The 17,220-nt window shown below is 49.6% G+C and carries 12 protein-coding genes and 4 pseudogenes; 8 read left to right on the forward strand and 8 right to left on the reverse strand.

Features of this window, described 5'->3' with window-relative positions:
- From HYI44_RS28635 to HYI44_RS28645, 3 genes are all read left to right on the forward strand, one after another.
- Window positions 1–561, forward strand: a 561-nt coding sequence (locus HYI44_RS28635; protein ID WP_225571144.1) for an alpha/beta fold hydrolase, incomplete at its 5' end; no start/stop codon positions are given.
- 149 nt (window positions 562–710) lie between these two features.
- On the forward strand, window positions 711–935 hold the full coding sequence (locus HYI44_RS28640) for a DUF2188 domain-containing protein (RefSeq protein ID WP_042559198.1): 225 nt from the start codon (window positions 711–713) through the stop codon (window positions 933–935).
- 651 nt (window positions 936–1,586) lie between these two features.
- Entirely contained in the window at window positions 1,587–1,829 is a 243-nt protein-coding gene (locus HYI44_RS28645; RefSeq protein WP_194693042.1) for a hypothetical protein, read from the forward strand.
- A 21-nt stretch (window positions 1,830–1,850) separates the two neighbouring features.
- Here the strand turns inward: HYI44_RS28645 and HYI44_RS28650 are convergent, their stop codons facing one another.
- A complete protein-coding gene (locus HYI44_RS28650; RefSeq protein WP_318653955.1) occupies window positions 1,851–2,381 on the reverse strand; it encodes an SH3 domain-containing protein in 531 nt (176 codons plus the stop codon).
- 181 nt (window positions 2,382–2,562) lie between these two features.
- Window positions 2,563–2,779 (reverse strand): annotated as a pseudogene (locus HYI44_RS28655) (cupin); the annotation flags it as partial.
- Between the two features lie 2 nt (window positions 2,780–2,781).
- On the opposite strand from HYI44_RS28655, the pseudogene HYI44_RS28660 reads away from it, so the two are divergent.
- Window positions 2,782–2,918 (forward strand): annotated as a pseudogene (locus HYI44_RS28660) (DUF2188 domain-containing protein).
- Window positions 2,919–2,977: 59 nt separating this feature from the next.
- On the opposite strand, the gene HYI44_RS28665 reads toward HYI44_RS28660, so the two are convergent.
- Both HYI44_RS28665 and HYI44_RS28670 read right to left on the reverse strand, forming a co-directional pair.
- On the reverse strand, window positions 2,978–3,730 hold the full coding sequence (locus HYI44_RS28665; RefSeq protein WP_225571148.1) for an OBAP family protein: 753 nt from the start codon (window positions 3,728–3,730) through the stop codon (window positions 2,978–2,980).
- 990 nt (window positions 3,731–4,720) lie between these two features.
- Window positions 4,721–4,948 (reverse strand): hypothetical protein, encoded by a 228-nt coding sequence (locus HYI44_RS28670; RefSeq protein ID WP_225571145.1) that lies wholly within the window; start codon window positions 4,946–4,948, stop codon window positions 4,721–4,723.
- Between the two features lie 218 nt (window positions 4,949–5,166).
- Between HYI44_RS28670 and HYI44_RS28675 the strand changes: the two are divergent.
- A pseudogene (locus tag HYI44_RS28675) lies at window positions 5,167–5,392 on the forward strand (hypothetical protein).
- A gap of 1,220 nt (window positions 5,393–6,612) precedes the next feature.
- On the opposite strand, the gene HYI44_RS28680 reads toward HYI44_RS28675, so the two are convergent.
- Both HYI44_RS28680 and HYI44_RS28685 read right to left on the reverse strand, forming a co-directional pair.
- Window positions 6,613–6,939, reverse strand: a complete 327-nt coding sequence (locus HYI44_RS28680) for an ATP-binding protein (RefSeq protein ID WP_225571146.1) — start codon at window positions 6,937–6,939, stop codon at window positions 6,613–6,615.
- Window positions 6,940–7,595: 656 nt separating this feature from the next.
- Window positions 7,596–10,994, reverse strand: coding sequence for an EAL domain-containing protein (locus tag HYI44_RS28685; RefSeq protein WP_194693039.1), 3,399 nt, complete (start codon window positions 10,992–10,994; stop codon window positions 7,596–7,598).
- A gap of 529 nt (window positions 10,995–11,523) precedes the next feature.
- Between HYI44_RS28685 and HYI44_RS28690 the strand changes: the two genes are divergently transcribed.
- A complete protein-coding gene (locus HYI44_RS28690) occupies window positions 11,524–12,126 on the forward strand; it encodes an aromatic ring-hydroxylating oxygenase subunit alpha (RefSeq protein ID WP_225571147.1) in 603 nt (200 codons plus the stop codon).
- A 488-nt stretch (window positions 12,127–12,614) separates the two neighbouring features.
- On the opposite strand, the gene HYI44_RS28695 is transcribed toward HYI44_RS28690, so the two are convergent.
- Entirely contained in the window at window positions 12,615–12,851 is a 237-nt protein-coding gene (locus tag HYI44_RS28695) for a hypothetical protein (protein ID WP_194693038.1), read from the reverse strand.
- A gap of 1,464 nt (window positions 12,852–14,315) precedes the next feature.
- Between HYI44_RS28695 and HYI44_RS28700 the strand changes: the two genes are divergently transcribed.
- The gene (locus tag HYI44_RS28700; RefSeq protein ID WP_225571149.1) at window positions 14,316–15,875 is read left to right on the forward strand and encodes a sensor domain-containing diguanylate cyclase; all 1,560 of its coding nucleotides are present in this window, start codon (window positions 14,316–14,318) and stop codon (window positions 15,873–15,875) included.
- 29 nt (window positions 15,876–15,904) lie between these two features.
- Here HYI44_RS28700 and HYI44_RS28705 read toward each other — a convergent pair whose 3' ends face one another.
- Entirely contained in the window at window positions 15,905–16,351 is a 447-nt protein-coding gene (locus tag HYI44_RS28705) for a 3'-5' exoribonuclease (protein ID WP_194693037.1), read from the reverse strand.
- Between the two features lie 465 nt (window positions 16,352–16,816).
- Here HYI44_RS28705 and HYI44_RS29750 point away from each other — a divergent pair.
- Window positions 16,817–17,196: pseudogene (locus HYI44_RS29750) on the forward strand (hypothetical protein).
- The last annotated feature ends 24 nt before the right edge of the window (window positions 17,197–17,220 follow it).

Consider the following 17,220-nt stretch of genomic DNA (forward strand, 5'->3'; position numbering starts at 1 on the left):
TTCGGGGTGAGTTGGGGAGGTGCATTGGCTCAAGAATTCGCTCTTCGTTACCCGAGCATGGTACGCAGGCTGATTCTCGCGGCGACCTCTCCCGGCCCAGTGCTATTGATGAAGCCTGCTGACGTTATGGATTTTTTCCGCAAGAATAAAAACGCCAAAATGCGCAAGCAAGATAGCTCACGCAATTCAATTCACACGCTGCTGCGGTTCGGTGTGATGAAAGGCATGCTCTCTGTTAATCCGCGAACGTACTATTTCCAGCTCGCAGCCTTGATTGGATGGACAAGCCTGCTCCGGTTGTCCCGGCTGCCTCAACGCACGCTGGTTCTTACCGGCGACCGCGATCCTTTAATACAGGCGTACAACGCCTATATCCTGCGCCGCACAATTCGACGTTCAGAACTCCGCATTCTGAAGGGCGAGGGGCACTTCTTTGTGGTGACCAGCGCTAAACGAACTGCCGTCTTGATCCGCGAATTTCTTAGCCGGCAATATGACGATGAAGAGATGGCACCGAGGATCGCAGACCGAAACGTTAAGGCGAGCATGGAGCGCACCTAGATTAGTTAATCCGCTCGTTGACGTCTTTGTGAAGGGGAGTCAGACACAGTCGTAGGCAGCATCAATTTCATCGCAAATTCTTCCAAACTCTCCGGATCGACAATGGTCAACCTTGTAGCTGTTGTTGATTAATCATGTCGAGGTGACCCATGGATAACTATCACATCACAAAAAAAGAAAATGCTTGGGAGCTTGTCAAAGAGGGTGCGCAACGAGCTTCCAAAACAGCCTCTACGAAAGCGGAAATCACTGAGATAGCCAGCGAATTTCTGCAGGGTAAAACAGCCTCTCTGAAAATCCACAAAGAGGATGGGACGATTCAAGAGGAACGTACCTTTCCTCGTGCCGCCGACCCTAGGAAAACAAAAGGCTGAGTCGAATCCAAAAGAAGGGGCGGCCGCGAAGAAGACTTTCGATCCTTATCAAGGAAGTCAGGTTTAGCAGGAGTTCGCTTTCCATCCACGCCTGCGCATGTCTAACCACAGGAACTCTTCAATGGTAATTGCATGTCTAGGATGGGGATCCCTCATTTGGAAACCTGGAGCATTACCGCTCGCAAGCAAATGGTTTTTGGATGGGCCCGTTTTGCCCATCGAATTTGCGCGAGTCGGTGATGGGGGCGAGCTCGCAACCACGATCTGCGCGAATGCACATCCATGCACCGTTCTCTGGGCAATGTTGAATGTAAAAAACCTTGAGGAGGCATGCGAGGCCTTGCGTGTCCGAGAGCAAATTCCAGAGGACAGGGAGGATGGAATTGGTGTTTTTACCACCAGTAGCTCCCCAGTGGGAGTAATCGCCGAATGGGCACTCTTTCACCAATTGGACGCAGTCATTTGGACTGCACTGCCGCCTAGATTCGAAGACATTGAAGGTTCGATCCCAACCGTTGATGACGCTGTTTCATATCTAGCTGGTTTGAGTAAAGATGCGCAGGAGCACGCACGGGACTACGTTAGGCAGGTGCCGACTCAGATCGATACGTCCTATCGAAGGGAGATCTACTCAAGGCTTGGGTGGGATCAATGAGTGCACAGAGCCAAGCTCAAATTGGCGCCATCTTTGATCAGCTGTTGTCGCTGCGAGAGAGCGTTAACAGTCTCCAGCAGATGGAGAATGAAAGAGTAGGTACCCTTCGTGGCCACCAGACCGTGGATGTGGACGGCTCTTTTCTATTGGTTTTTCAAAAGCTTCAAAACAACATCGCCGATATGGAGGAGGCTTTGGCCACCATTGCGGAAGCCACAGGCGATGCACCAAAGTTCTAGCGGATCGTCATTGAGGAAAAATTACACGCCATAACGCTTGTTCCCGCCAGAAGTAATGCAGTACCGACCGCCTCTTGGCCCGATGCAAATGTTTCCAGATGGAGGGCACGAAGTACCGTATTTTGGCATCTGCCTCCGGGTTGGTTGTACTGGCGAACGCCAGGGTTTCGGTTTAGAGGCGATGTAGCAGTTCGATCCGCTACAAAGGCTGTTCGAAGAAAGCCATTTCGCAGGTTGGCCATCGATGCTGATACGCACCCAATCATCCCGTTTTTCGAAGACCTGAACTTTAGCCCCTCGGCTCAGCTTGGAAATGACTTTTCCGCCGGGCTGATCCCGGATATTGAGCTGGTTCGCGTTTACGTATTGATCAACTGAGGGGGCAGGTGTTGGTGACGGATCCGAGGTAGATGAGACCAGAGTATTCGGAGTGGGAGGGGGGCTCGGTTGTACCTGAGCGGGAGGCGAGTCTTTTTTGCCTATCGCCCAAAGGACAGCGAAAACAATCGGGAGTGGGACAAACCATGACTGAGATTTCTTGCGCATTTCCATTGCCTCCCAGCAGCCACTAAACAGCCTGTCCTCCCTGACCAACCTGGCTTCATAAACCTATTTGGAGCTTAGCTAAATCTCCATTATCAGCCGCCTACCTAACCCTCAAATCTTCGGGTTTCCCAGATTAAACGTCGCGAGCATTCGCTATCTTTATTCACGGATGGGAACCACCCGGCTAAGCACCTACGACCAGGAAGTCTTTGCTTGATTCCCAATTGCAGTGGCCGGTACCAGTCGGGCAGTAGCAGTACGTCTCCTGAACTGACCTCCAATACATGGCCATCGGGGCAGCCGAGCATCAACCGGGTCTTGCCGCAGGCGATGCCAAGCACTTCATGAGCTTCGGCATGGTAGTGGTGATAACTGTAAATCCCGTAGCGCCACTGTGGCGGCCATAATGGAAGACGCGCAAAGGGCGTCCAGTACCGCCTCAACCAAGGCAATGAAATCATTGCGCGGGCGGGTGAGTTTCTTCAGGGCGAAACTGCGTCGCTGAAGATTCACAAAGAGGACGGGACTATTCAGGAAGAATGAGCTTTTCCTCGTAGCGCAGACCCACGAAAGTCCAAAAGCTAGCAAGTGGTTTTGATGAATCAGTGACGATGCTCACCCCCAGTCGGATCTTCGATTTGAAAGACCTTTCCATTGCGCCAGGCATCAGCACCTGGATCAATATGTGGGGCAGGGATGTCGGCCCGGTCTTTCTTTTTCCGTGTGCTATCGACATCAAATCTTTTGTCCCGTTCGATCACCAGTTGCGGGTCGATCTGACCATCTGCTGTGAATCCCATCATCAGTTGCGGAACGCCTAGCGGTAGCTCTTTGTTGAGGTCGGTGTGCCACGTATGCCAAGTCTTGCCATAGGTATTGATCAGCTTTTCCATCAGCGCATGTTCTGCAATGTCTGGAATACCGGGAGCAACCAATTGGCCCGACTTCACTTCATGAGCATGGCTGTGCCAGAGCGCCTTTTCAGTGATGGGTAATTTGGCGAACAGCTGCTCATTGATGATGTACTCCACCCCCATAAGCTTCGCGTCCTTGCGATTGCCATCGTAGATCACGCACTGGATCACTTGTTCATTGAGGGTGGAGCAATAGTGGTGAGCCTCCATTTGAACGTCGGGACGGCCATTGTAAAAATGGAATCCATCGAGGTAGGCATTGAGAGCATCGATGGGCGGACGTGATTGGAGCAGAGCGGCGCCGGCATCCAATGTGCGGGTAGTGGCTGTCTTTTCCTCACCCGGTGCAACGACATTGGAGGGGGTATTGTTAAAGGCGCATGCAGTCAGCAAGCCGAGGAATGCCAGAATCAAAGATGGTCTGAATCCGGTGAAAAACATCCGCTGGGTATTACCTCCTATCATTGCTGATCCTCCGTCCCGTTAGCTTCCAGGCATCGATGACGAACGACAATCGTCTTGGTTACCAATGCCCATATACCTAGATAGAAAGCGCTTGGAAGCTAGCGTTCAAATCAATAAGGACGGCTGCCTCTTCATGGCATGCGGGATTCATTTAGGAACGGCAACGTCGCTGGTAGAATCAACACTGAACTCGCCAGCGTCACCCATAACGCTGTACTGGTTTCGCAGTTTTCTCAGTTCCCTGTTGCTCATATAGGCGGTGATAGTTGTAAGCACAGAACTGCCCGGTAAAAATCAGCGCCACGGCCACTAGACCAAGCTGCACGTTTGGGAACTTCAATACGCTTGGCACGTGCTTTAACGCAGATGACGGCTCGGGACGGATCGCTGGAAGAAGCCTGACCAGTGCCCACCGCTTGCAGATAATCAATACACCGCGCTCGATACACAGTTGATCAGTTTATGAAATGCGTCAAACTCGGATACATGACACGAGATATTGGGGCTCGCGGCCAGCAATACTCGATGGCAAACCTTAACTCTTGGCATTTCGATCAAAAACCATTTTATGAGTCGAGCCAAACAAGTTGTCGATTCGGTTAATCCGTTGCAATGCGGCTGTAATACGTTGGCCATGAATGTTATTCAAACTAGAAATCAACCCAATGTTCATAATGAGCGAGTTACCCGAGAAACTCAAGCATGGCAAAGTCAACAGAACTACCAAAATCAAATTAAAACTACTTACTGTGATAAAATCGGTACGCGAACTATATGTAACTACTATTAAAATCGAATGGCGAGCTATGCAAGCCACTGAATGTCTCGCATAGTTCACAAGTTAAGTAATGGGATCAATTCCAGCACCTGTATTTGCTGAGCTATAAAATTTGAAAAGCATACGATTTTCAATGCCAAGCAATATACGATTTTACGAAATCGCACGTTTGGGCTCGAAGAAAAGTGTCAACCCTCCTGGCGTGACAGCATACCTTGCAGACTATCCTGATTAAACTCCTGGCAAGCACGTTCAGCTTCAGCACGCGTCTGATAAACAGTCTTCAAGCGCAGCTTTTCCTGATTGTCATAGAGGTTGAAGCCTAAAGGTGCGGTCTGACAATAAAAGCGAAATCCGTTACGCATCGATCCCGTTTCCGAGGGGGCTGCAGGTACCACAACAAATCTCGAAATCATTTTCGCGTCCTCTCCCAGATCCGCTCACTATCAGCGGCTATTGGCCACCACAGCAAGCACATTTCCGCAGTTTCCGATGAGAAGCACGCGCGGCCTATGGAGATTGGTCGCATCGTAAAAAGGCGTAACTGATTCGCTTCCTCAGCTCTACTTCCTAGAAAGGCATCTATTCCTAAAGCGCCTCCTGCTAAGCTGAACTCTTGCAAGGAGAAGTCGCGATGCCAAATTCAGACCTGCTCCCTTCCCCTACTGTTCAAGATGAATCAAAACCAACTCGCCCTTGAGGCCGCCATTATGGAACCCACCCTTTCGGTCGAGCAGCGTGGTTCCGATGTGGTTGGAGGCAACGTGCGCGGAGCGTTGCAGACGATCCACAAAAAAGAAGAGTTCATCAATATTACTCTTGCGGTGCTCATGACGCCTGAGTGGAAGGTCTATGGTTAGGCTGCTAGCTGGGCCCCGCTTGGCCCGAAGCTGCGACCTTCTCCGTTATGTCAATCCACATCACAGCTCAGCTGTTGGCTAGCGGCGGCTCGAATGCGGAACAACTTGCGCCTAACCTTTCATCTCACCGCTCGCGATGTCTGCCAGATGATGACGGGCGTCGCGCTGGGTAACCCCTCTAATGCGCAGCTCCATGCAATCATGGAGTGAGCCTATCACTGCCTCATTCTCGTTAAGTTTGATGGTTGGCGACTCACGCTATTCAATGACTGTGAAACCTCGGACTATTGCGAATACTAAACATCGCCTGGCGGTCGAGTCGGGATACTTGAACTCTGGTAGCGCGACGGAGTGGATCCTTTCGACCTATTGTGTGGCTGAGAGCGTGAACAGATGGATCGTGTGTTCTCGGTACATTGAGCCTCCTTGGAAAATGGGAGGTTGGGATCTTATGTCAGACCTCTTTAACGCCGCTTCCAAGATTATAGCTACGCCGCCTTTTCATCAAAAGCGGGTGCCGCCACGGCTTGGCAGACTTACTAAGATGCAGCCATAAATCCCTAAAGACGAACCTTGGGATAGAGATAATTAATTCGCATTGAATATACTCAGACGTCCCCGAAATTGCAGAAGGAAAAATATTTTATTAATTCAAATTATAAATTGCAACAACAAGTTACAAACCGATACTTCTTTGATACCGTCATCAATGAGATAATTGTCTGTTGATTGTTCTGGAGGGTGTACTATGACCACATTTCAATTTATTGCAGGCATGATATTGTGTTTGGTTGCGCTCGGCGTCAGAGCCTACTTGCTTATTCAATATTTGGAAAAAAACAAGCGGGCCGTTCAAAAAAAACAGTGAATAACGACAGCATCAATTTCCGAAGCTTGCCGTTAACAGTTGTGATTGCCGTCACATACGCCCCCCTAATTGGTGTGCTGGTCTATGACTAATTACGATGATTATCGGTTCCAATCTCACCATATTCTGCTTGAGCTTGATGCAGCTACTACTGCGTTGATGATGCTAGTTTCGGGACGTCAGACAGAAGGCCCTCGGCGGTGCGGAGCAGTAGAGCGCCACAAGCTGGCGTATGAAACGTGGGCGGCATTTCTTCGTCCACCGGCTACTGACCCCATGCCTGTTCTCGATGGGAGAGCGACAGGTCAGTACGGGCCATTTACGGAATGACCCACTTCATCGTTACTAAAGCTCACGAGGCTGTCTGGTCTCTGACATTAGCTTTTGAGATCCGCACCTTCACAATAAAAGTGTTGCCTTGCTCCCGGTCAGAAATAACATCGATAGATCCTTTATGTGAGGCGACAATCTCTGAAGCAATGAAAAGTCCTAAACCCAACCCCTCTGTAGGCGGATGGTCGATAACCGAATGCTGCGAGAACCGGCCCATGGGATTGAAGATGAATGGCAAAACATCCTTTGGTACAGGCTCGCCGCCATTATTGACGCTAAAAATCGCGGAAACCTCTGTCGCCACCAGCTCCACCAATATTGGAGTTTGGATTTCCCCGTGATGCACGGCATTGCTGATGTGTTTGAAAAGACTTGTCCCATATGTGCCCCATCGAACCTGCCTATGATTGACGCTTTCGCTGTAACCACCACATTCGCTTCAGGATGAGATAGACGAATTTCATCGACGATGCGTTCACACAAAGGAAACAGGTCTAATTCTGCGGTTTGACGGGAATTCCTAGCCCCATCTGACAACGAGGCGCTCGCGGAATCAATCGCCAGTTATTCAAGGGCAGTTGAGGCCTCTCGCATAATGCAAAGCCGTTGTTGGGAGCATATAATTTGAACTCACAAGTTCTAAAGGTATTTACTGACACTGATGTAGTCTAGGCAAGATGAAAGAAATACAGCGGCGAGCCGCTATAGAAACCTGGAACAAACTTATCGCGATGCCTGAGGACAGTATCAAAGCTCAGCAAAGGTATGACGAGCTCTTGACGTCAGCCGACTCTATGGAGCAGGAAGGGAGCAACTGATCAGCAGCCAAGAATGGCGCAGGCTCGCTCAGCAAGCGGGGCCATTGTTCGCTAGCACAGCAGAGTGCAGGCGTGAGACGAATAAAAGACAAGGCGTGCACTCACCCATCCAATGGTGGAATACACCACATGTGCAATCAATGGCTGGGCCAGAAGTAGGCCCCTTCGTAATTAGGAGGTTCTATTACAAAGTCATTGCGCGTTGAGTCAGCCAGAGCTCAAGCGCAGCTCCAGACATGGGGCGACTGTAAAAATATCCCTGTCCCAGATCGCATCCTTGCTCTTTCAAAAATATATGCTGCTCTTCGTTTTCGACGCCTTCAGCAACGATTTTAAAGCCCAACGCTTGGCCAAGGCTTATAATTGCCTTTGTAATAGCTACATCTTTTTCGTCATGAGGAAGATCGGATATGAAATTTCGATCAATCTTCAAGCTGTTTATGGGTAATAATTTCAAGTAGGCTAGCGACGAGTAGCCTGTCCCGAAGTCGTCAATTGCGGTAGATATCCCCATACCTTGCAGATTATGAAGTACGGCTTTGGAATGCTCAGGGCTTGCCAGCATCAAGCTTTCTGTTACTTCCACCTCAAGTGTGTTCGCGGAGATATTGTATTTTTGTAGCGTACTATTCATGAGTTCAACGTAGTCGCTTCGTTCAATTTGAAGAGCCGCAACATTAACCGCTATTACACCTGGCGATATCCCATTTTCACACCATCGCTTGATGTCTTGGCAAACTATATCGATTACTTGCTCGCCAATTTGAATGATCAACCCGGTACTTTCTGCTAACGGTATGAAATCTGCGGGCGGGATTAAGCCATTGATTGGGTCTCGCCATCGAACCAAGGCTTCCGCACCAACGAACTCATTCGTTTTAATGTCGATTTTGGGCTGGTACCAGACTTCAAACTCTTGGCCCAGCACTGCTCTTCGTAAAAATCTTTCACCGTCCATTCTTTCTTGCGCTCGCAAGGTCATCTCGGCTTGATAGAATCGGTAACCGTTACGACCATTTTCTTTCTTTCCGTTCATCGCTGTATCAGCTTGTCTAAGCAATTGCTCAGGGCTTGCAGATTCGTTCGATGCGATCGCGATCCCCAAGCTGGCGGTTATCAGGGTCGACGCTCCCTTTAAATCAAAGGGTTGCTCTAGTGAAGAAAGAAGTTTTTCAGCGACTAAATTTACTTCGTCTGTGGTTGCCAGATTGCCAAGTATGAATGCAAACTCATCACCACCCAGGCGTGATACTGTGTCACTCGGTCGAATGCAAGTTTGAAATCGGGCTGCAGCTATTTGCAGAAGCATATCGCCCTGTGCATGCCCCAAGCTGTCGTTGACTGTTTTGAAATCATCTAGATCTAATACGATGACGGCCAATATCAAATCGCCGCCCTGCGTTTGTTCGATTGCGCGCTGAAGTCGTTTCTGGAAAAGCGACCTGTTGGGTAATCCGGTAACTGGATCATAATGAGAGATTCGTTCAAGGTCTGATTTAGTTTTATTAATTACCGAAAAGTCAGAGAATACCGCGACATAGTTTGTGATTTTGCCACTGTCGTTATAAACGGTGTTGATGGTCATCCATTGTGGATACATCTCACCGTTTTTTCTCCTGCTCCAGAGCTCACCTTGCCAAAATCCACGCTCTTTCAAGTATCGAATAATTTCTCGATAGAAGGAGTTATCTTGATTCTCGGAAACCAGTATGTTTGGTCTTAAGCCGATAGATTCTTTAGCGCTAAATCCGGAAATAGTAGTATAGGCATTGTTTACGGATAAAATATGGCCGCGCTCATTGGTGATAATCACGCCGTCAGCTGTATGGTCTATAACTACGCCCGCGAGTCGAAGCTGCTCTGTATTTTTTTTGATTTTAGTGATGTCAGTCGATATGCCTAATACACCTGTCGCGAATCCACCTCCGTCTTTCAAAACGCATTTCGTAGTTAAGTATGTATGGATGGCGCCATTATGGGTAATGTTTTCTTCAAATCTAAGAATAGCCCCGGCTGAAAGGACTTCATTGTCATTCCCTTGAAATATCCTTGCTTGGGTTTCGGGCATGTGGCTAGCTCGCGGCTTTCCTTCGAGTTCTGCAAATGTGAAACCTGTTGCTTTTTCGAACATACGATTGCAAAGTGCTAAATTTCCTTTCGTATCGTACACATATATCAAGGAAGGTGCGTTATTGACGATGTTCAGGAGCAAAGATTTCTGGGTGAATAAAGCTTCCTCAGCTGTCTTACGAACGGTAACGTCGCGTACAACGGCGTAAACCATTGGTTGGCCGGACAGAATCACTGAGCACAACGTCACTTCAGACGGAAACGTTGAGCCGTCAGCTCGGGTATGTAGCCACTCAAAGCGATGAGCACCCTTTGCGAGAGCAATGTCTAGCATCTCTTTAGACTTTACCGAAGACAATTGTCCGTCAGATTGATATTTTGGAGATATGTCCGCTGGGTTGACTCGATATGACTTTTGGTGATTTCGTAAACCAAATGTTTCGATTGCTGCGGCGTTTGCGTCAACACAAATACTTTCTAGACTCACTATCCAGATGGGATCTGGTGAGCGTTCAAACAAAGCTCGAAAACGAGATTCACTTTGCTGCAATGACAATTGTATAATTTTTCGGCTAGTTGTCTCTTCGGTCAAATCTTGCTGTCGCTTTTCTATTAATTGATGGCTAATAATAAGTTTGGCCGAAAAGTAAGTAAAGAATCCCGTGCAGAAGAGCGCGAAAAGAAGCATAGGTGATTCATAAAAAGAATTGGTAATCCAGCCTTCCTTTGGCAGAGCAGCGAGCTGCCAAGTACCACCCGGAACTTCAACTGTAGTGATTACCGCATCTTCCTTGAATAGCGTTGGATCACCGAATATAATACCTCCTGCCGAGCCCAGCCCATCCTGGCCACGCAGCGCGACCTGTAAATCGTTTATGCTAGATATGCCCCCTACGAGCAGTAATTTCTGATAATCCGCCACCACCGAGACACTGCCCCAATATTGATCTTTTCCTGTGGCATCGGTGACGAACACTGGCCGACGGTTAACAAATGCCTTGCCCCCTTGAATTAATTGAACCGGCCCAGCCAATAGTGAAGTTCTATTTTCTCTAGATCGCAGTAATGCGCCATATTGATCGGCCAAGTTCCGATAATCTACGCCGATGAGCTTTTCGTTTGCCTGGATTGGAAAGACGTTATCTACGATGTCATTTGGTGCGAGGACAACGTGTTTTATTTGAGGCTGTAAGGATATTGCTTCTCTTGCTATCCCCTGAAAATGCGCAGCGGTAATGTCGCCATCCAACCTAACGAGCTGAGCAATACCCTCGGTAACGTCAAAAGTAGACCTTATCGCACTTTCCAGGCGCGTCTGTATATTACCTAGTGTCGAGCTCACTTGGGTTTTGGCTAGATACAAATTCTCCTGCTGCTCCAATGAGCCTAGCGCCAGCGATAGCACGATACCAGACAGAAAAATGCTAGCGGGGAGAGCAAAGATCGTCCACGAATACGAGATCGTTTTTGTGCGGGCCTGTTCGTTCGTATGTGCTGCAGTCGATTTGTCCAAAGCGGCAGCCCTTTAGTTTATTCGAAGGGATGGGCGGATCATGAGGAGGCACCGACCCAATGAATGCGTCTCATTGTGGATGACGAAGATGAGTAAGCGCAGTTGGAAAAATGGTCTCGCAAGAAAGACATGCGTCCGCTCCTCTTGTGACTACAACATTATGAGACGTAGTACGCTATTGAACTTTGGTAGATTTTCGCCTGCGTCGCTGCTTATACCTATTGACAGTCGACAGGCCACCCTCTGCCAGGTTCAGTCAAATTGATCACCTGAAGCATTATTTTCAAAAAACAGTTGTTAACTGTTGATCGCTTGCGGTTGTAGAAGAGCGTAGATTCGAGAATTTAAGTGATCGGCAAAAATTCGGTGCCACCAAGCCCCTCACAGCGTCTACAAAGCCGACTATGCTCGTCGACCGTAGCGACGCTTTCATTTTATTGCCTTGTCAGTCAGTAGGAGCGAACGAATCCGACTGTTCAAGGATCCAACCTTGCTAACTCAGACGTACGGTGCGCCGGGCGATAGATCTATGCTAAAAAACCTCTGGTATGTCATTTTACCTTCATCTCAGTTGACCAACGATCTGACAGCCATTCGGATCGTTGGACAATCGTTCGTGGCATTCCGCGATGAACATGGTAAGGCGTGTCTGCTTTCCGACGTGTGCGTGCATCGAGGTGGATCGCTCTCCGCTGGCAAAAAGGTTGGAGGGAGCGTTCAGTGTCCTTATCATGGATGGCGTTTTGGTGCTGATGGCAGATGCACCTACATACCCGCTCAGCCAAATCTGAAAATCCCTATCAAGGCTCGAATCGACGCTTATCCAACGATAGAGCGTTATGGTTGGATCTGGGCTTTCCTTGGTGATCTGCCAGAAGATGAGCGACCACCGCTCCCGATTTTAGACTGGCTCAGCGATGACGCCGTGAGAACTGTATCCGGTCATTTTGATTGGGAATCCAGTTGGGATCGCGTTATTGAGAACGGTCTTGACTTCGCCCACGCTCCTTTTGTCCACGGTTCGACCTTTGGGGATGTCAACCACCCTGAGATAGAACCCTTTGATGTCGATAGCAAAGAATGGAGCGGTTCGGCTCGAATGATCATGCGAAGACTGAGCAAGTTTGATTAGGGACGGTGACCCCATCGGTGGCAACCTGCGTAGTTACGCAAGGTGGGATCGCCAGCCGTTTACAAATGCAGTGCTTTGGATGCAGGCTCACAGCGCAGCGAGTAAAACTTCGAGCCTCTGACGTCCCCAAGTACTAAGCAGCTCGACTGGGTCGGTGCCATAGCGTGGCGAGGTTTCTAACCCTGCGCAGCCATCTGGCTAGCTGCGGTATTCGCAGTAGTCCAAGGGTCACAGTCGTTGAAGAGTGTGAGTGCCAGCCATCTATCTCAACGGGCACGAGTCCGTGGCGGATATCGCTCCATAATAGGACGGAGGTCTGATTCATGACCCCTGTGCCTAGTGACACGACCTTCCGTATTGAGCAGCCAGTCGAGCAAAACAGCGTCGATTCAGAACCCTACTAAGAAATTGATCTCTCATAAAAAAGGCACCAGCAGAGGAGGTGCCTTTAGCCGGAATAAAGGAGGCAGGGCCCTCTCCGGCCTCACTTAGTGTGAGATGGATTTCGCTCGTTCGTCATATTGAGCGTTGAATAAAGATGGGTTTAAATGCCCGGAAATTTCTCTGAGAGCAGCATTGGCTGCTGATTTGCTGTGAAAATCACCAATTGCACCGTCCACAACCAGCCCCTTAGCGCGCTCTAGAATTTCGTTCTTATCGTGCCTCGCGGCCTTAAGAAGCGCTGCAATTACAACTTCCAACGCAATTTCACGATCAGTCGTCATTTTCGCTTCCTCATCCGGCCCGTATGCCGGTGACCAATCAATACCCCATCCTACCCAAAATTGCCACCTTGCGGCATTTGGTGAAAGAGGGAGTCGCATGAGCATTTTTAACCACTGCTGTCAATCTGCGGTGGGCTCATAAGAAGGGTAGGGAACCTAATTCCCACTGCCTGCGGTGTAAGGCGGTGTGAATGAAATAGAAAATAGGATGCAGATCTTAGCTAATGTTATGCATCGGCCTCGGTTTCGCGAGACCGATACTCAAAAAACAGCGGCTATTTGTAGTTCCCTGCCTTTCGATATCCTACGGCCTGAGCCTCGGATTCAGACGTGAAGGGCAGAACCAGCTCGATTGGCTAGGAAAACGTGGTAGCACTGGCTCGCTAAAAACCACCTTCACGAGTTAATTGGCCTCAATTACTCCATCAGACATTGGTGATTGAGCCATCTCATCTTGGCTCGCGAACTCATTTTTGAAGGTCAGGGGCGGCGGGCCGAAGGCTGCTTTCACCTGCAGGCGAACGTGTGTCGTGAAAATATAGTTCAGGAGCCCCCCTTGAATTCAAAAAATCGCGACGGAGTTCTTATATTTGAAATCAAAAAACAGCAGAGATCTACCTGGCCATTTTTCCCGGAGGTATGACTTGTTAGGGGAATCGGATCGATTGCTTCTACCTCTTTGCCTCTTTTTTGTCTCTGCTTAAAAATTTTGAAAGGACGACTATCTCAGGAAGGGTGTCAGCCCTAGCTGTCTGTAAGTCATGTAGAACTCGCTTCTTCGCGACGAAGGCGCGGCTAGATTTTGCGTTTTCTTTCAAAGGTCTTCGAAGGCCCTCGAAAATTTGGGAAACCTATGAGTAGGAGGCGAATACGAGGACGATTTCAGGCAGCCTGGCTAGGCTCAAAAAACTCGTGAAATCGAGCATTCGAAGCGCTTAGACGCCAAATCCCTCAGTGTTCTTCATCGGAAACTGGCGACGATTACTTGCTGTACTGGCCTATAGCCGCTAATAGGTATGGGGTGATTCACGAGGGCATGAAGATGAATGCGAGATTTGTTGTAATTCCTGCGATCCCTATCGAAACGGGATCTGTGCGCAACGGAACACGCTTCTACTGCGAAACGGCGCCTATAGGTTTCAACATCTACGATAATGACGAGAAGTCGCGTTCCAAGGCTGCATATCAGACGCGGTCAGAAGCTGATGGCGAATGCCAACGTCTCAACCTAGAGCTGGTAAACAGCGTCCTTGCTCAACAACAATCCAAGCCAGTTCAACGAAATTGATACAAGCTTGCGAATGGAGTCCAAAGAACTCGACCTGGGGGCCCTTAGCCTGCCGCAGATGGGTTCTGGCTACTGGTGCGTACGTCCAGCTGAGAGCCCAAATTCAGTGACCCTAGGAAAGCTGACAAAGTCGGAACGATGATGATTAACGCTCTGCGCAGTGGGAAATCAGGATGATGTTGACTAAGCGCCGCAGCTCTATGGTTGGTTTTATTTTTTTTGCTGTTGGCCTGGTTACTTTTTCTGCTTGGCTGCTGTTGAAGTCCGAGACTCAACGCAGAGAACAGCGATTCTCCGAATACGTGCAAAATATTTCCGGCATCGTGCGAAATCAGCTTGATACCAATGAAGCTGTTCTTGCGGGTTTTTCAGCATTCCTCCAGGCCGTGGATCAAAGCGACACGGATGCTGCGGCCCGTTATGCGGCAGCCGTCCTATCAGCATACCCACATATCTACATGCTTGAGGCCGCGCGGGCTGTTCCCCTAGCTGAGCAAGCCGCCTTTGAAGAACTGTTGCGGCGAACATGGCGGCATGACTTCGAGCTGAAAGATTTCCCGAGCCTCACTCAGCAGCCTAGCCAACCTCAGGCATTTCTCAATGAGACGTGGCCGGTGTTGTTTATGTACCCGCTACTCCCTGAATCCAGCTCAATCTACGGAGTAAGGCTGGAAACCGTGGCCTACCTGTCCTACGCATTGGCACGAACCCACAGCAGCCAGAAACCTGTGGTTTCACCGGTATTCTCCATGTACGAGGGAGGCAATGCTTACATACTGATGCAGTCAGTCAGTCGGCCAAAGCAGGTAAGACAGGACACCCGTCCCAATTTCTTCGGCAGTACGATGGTGACTTTGCTGTTGGTCAAGACGAACTCGCTGCTCGATGCCGTGAACAACGCGAACGTAGACTTCTTGGTTCACATAAGAGCTATCCTGAAAACTGCAGCCGGGTCTGAAAGTGATGTGTTTTCCACGCAGACTCAGCAAGCAAGTTTACTGGATCGCCTGCTATTGCCGCGCCTGGCCAGCCGAGTTGAGATCAGAACCACTTCACAACCGATGACACTGCTGTTTGAGCGTCAGTTGCGTGTAGAGGATTTTTTAACGGCGGAGACATTGATTATCCTCGCGGTTCTGGGAGGTGCACTCGTAATGATGCCGCTTGTTTTAATTCGGCATTTCCAGGCGATTGAAAGGGCTGAGGTCGAGCATGAGCGCTCGGCCTATCTCGCAACCCATGACGTGCTTACTCAATTGCCGAATCGCTACCTTTTCGCCGAACGCTTTCATCAGGTTTATGCCGACTGGCAAGTGAAGGGTGTTCCGTTTGCAGTGCTATTAATCGACTTGGATTACTTCAAGGAAATTAACGATAAGCACGGCCATGAGGTCGGCGACGAGATTCTTCGAGTGGTTGCAGACCGCATGCTTGCGGCTACCCGTTCGTGTGACACCGTCGCACGCTATGGCGGCGATGAATTCGTGGCCTTGATCACAGATCTCAGGAGTCCAGAAGGTGCAGAAATGAAGGCCACGAGGATGCTAGAAACTATCGCGCAGCCGGTCGTCACGACCATAGGCGAGGTACCACTCTCGTGCAGCATCGGAGTTTCGATCTGTCCTCTCCATGGGCAGAGCTTGGATACGTTGCTAAAAGAAGCAGATCAGGCCATGTATGGCGTTAAGCAACTGGGGCGGATGGGGATTGCAATGACTAAGAAGCGTGCGATCTGAGTTCGCTCTCATGAAATATCTTCGCGTTCTTACCCTGGTGCGAACATGCTTGCGATGATACGGGCATCCAAGAGAGCGTGATGTGGAAGCGGTACCCCATCGTTTATAACCCTCAGAGTGGTAGCATCAACAGGGTGATTTCGGACATTTCTGGGCCATTTCCCATCGTCATACGCCAGTTCACAGAAAAGCTCCCAGTCGTACTGTGGGGCGTCTGTGACAATCTCCAGGGCTTCGTCGAACGACGTGAGAAACTCGAACAGCGCTGACCTTGCGCCAATGATGGGTAGTGCATAGCTTCCGCCCCAGAGCTGCGGAAGGACGATTTTGATTACGAAGTCGCTGCAGTCTGCTTCTCGCCATGTGTCGATCAATTCCGCGTAGAATTCGCGTCCATTCTCGGCCACCAACGCCAGCGAGATAAGCTTAGCTGCCGCCGAGAGCTGGGTAAATTCGCAATCAAGAAAGAGCCGCATGCCGTTAGAACTCCGTAATGACTAGGGGTCGCCTGGATATGTCCCAGGAAGCTCTGCTGTGGGATATGGCCGTTGAGCATTTTGGCTCAGAAGTGTTGCTCCAAATGGTAGTAGAGATGTGGGGTAGCGCAGCACCTCCGTTTAGACCCGTCGTGGAACACTTGTCCACCGATAGGATGAGCCAGGAAGCTCTGAATATCCTGAAAATTGCTCAGGAGCGAGTGGGCGCTTTCGTACCGGATCGAAGGCCCATTCATGACACGGTAACGCTGTACGCACGTCATGCAAGTGATTTAGCTGACGGTCTTATCACACGACTGCCGAAGGGAAGGCTGTCGCCAGCTATGAGGGGCTCTCGGATCGAAATCGAACTGGGGATGTGAACCCTAGCAGTCACCGATGACACCGATCAGCAACAATCCTAGTAAAATTATCGAGCTAAGTACCACTCCTTTGAGATGCCCTATGAACTCTGAGTTAACTGAAGAAGAAATGCGTCGTGCCCTGTTCGGTGCGGATGAGCCCGAAGTGCAGGTTTCTGCTCCTCCGGTGCAGGAGCCTGCGTCCGAGGTTGTTCCTATAAAGCCAGCAGCTCCCCAAGTGAAGAAGAAAGTGGCAAAAGCTTTTACTCCTAGGCTGAGGGTCACGCTCCNTCCGAGGTTGTTCCTATAAAGCCAGCAGCTCCCCAAGTGAAGAAGAAAGTGGCAAAAGCTTTTACTCCTAGGCTGAGGGTCACGCTCCGGGTTGGCAACGAATTTGAGGGGAAGATGCACGAGTTGATTCACGAGGCGGACACCTTGAGCTCGCTGCTTGCTGAACAGGAGGCTGTTAGGCTCTGTACGTAAACCCAAGAAATACGATTTTCTGTA

Source organism: Pseudomonas sp. Y24-6 (assembly GCF_020295325.1).
GTDB lineage: Bacteria > Pseudomonadota > Gammaproteobacteria > Pseudomonadales > Pseudomonadaceae > Aquipseudomonas > Aquipseudomonas gregormendelii.

What these genes read in the sequence shown, in the direction of transcription:
- HYI44_RS28640 (WP_042559198.1), top strand. Translation starts at nt 711, where the DNA reads ATGGATAACTATCACATCACAAAAAAAGAAAATGCTTGGGAGCTTGTC.
- HYI44_RS28645 (WP_194693042.1), top strand. Translation starts at nt 1,587, where the DNA reads ATGAGTGCACAGAGCCAAGCTCAAATTGGCGCCATCTTTGATCAGCTG.
- HYI44_RS28650 (WP_318653955.1), bottom strand. Translation starts at nt 2,381, where the DNA reads ATGGAAATGCGCAAGAAATCTCAGTCATGGTTTGTCCCACTCCCGATT.
- HYI44_RS28665 (WP_225571148.1), bottom strand. Translation starts at nt 3,730, where the DNA reads ATGTTTTTCACCGGATTCAGACCATCTTTGATTCTGGCATTCCTCGGC.
- HYI44_RS28670 (WP_225571145.1), bottom strand. Translation starts at nt 4,948, where the DNA reads ATGATTTCGAGATTTGTTGTGGTACCTGCAGCCCCCTCGGAAACGGGA.
- HYI44_RS28690 (WP_225571147.1), top strand. Translation starts at nt 11,524, where the DNA reads ATGCTAAAAAACCTCTGGTATGTCATTTTACCTTCATCTCAGTTGACC.
- HYI44_RS28695 (WP_194693038.1), bottom strand. Translation starts at nt 12,851, where the DNA reads ATGACGACTGATCGTGAAATTGCGTTGGAAGTTGTAATTGCAGCGCTT.
- HYI44_RS28700 (WP_225571149.1), top strand. Translation starts at nt 14,316, where the DNA reads ATGTTGACTAAGCGCCGCAGCTCTATGGTTGGTTTTATTTTTTTTGCT.
- HYI44_RS28705 (WP_194693037.1), bottom strand. Translation starts at nt 16,351, where the DNA reads ATGCGGCTCTTTCTTGATTGCGAATTTACCCAGCTCTCGGCGGCAGCT.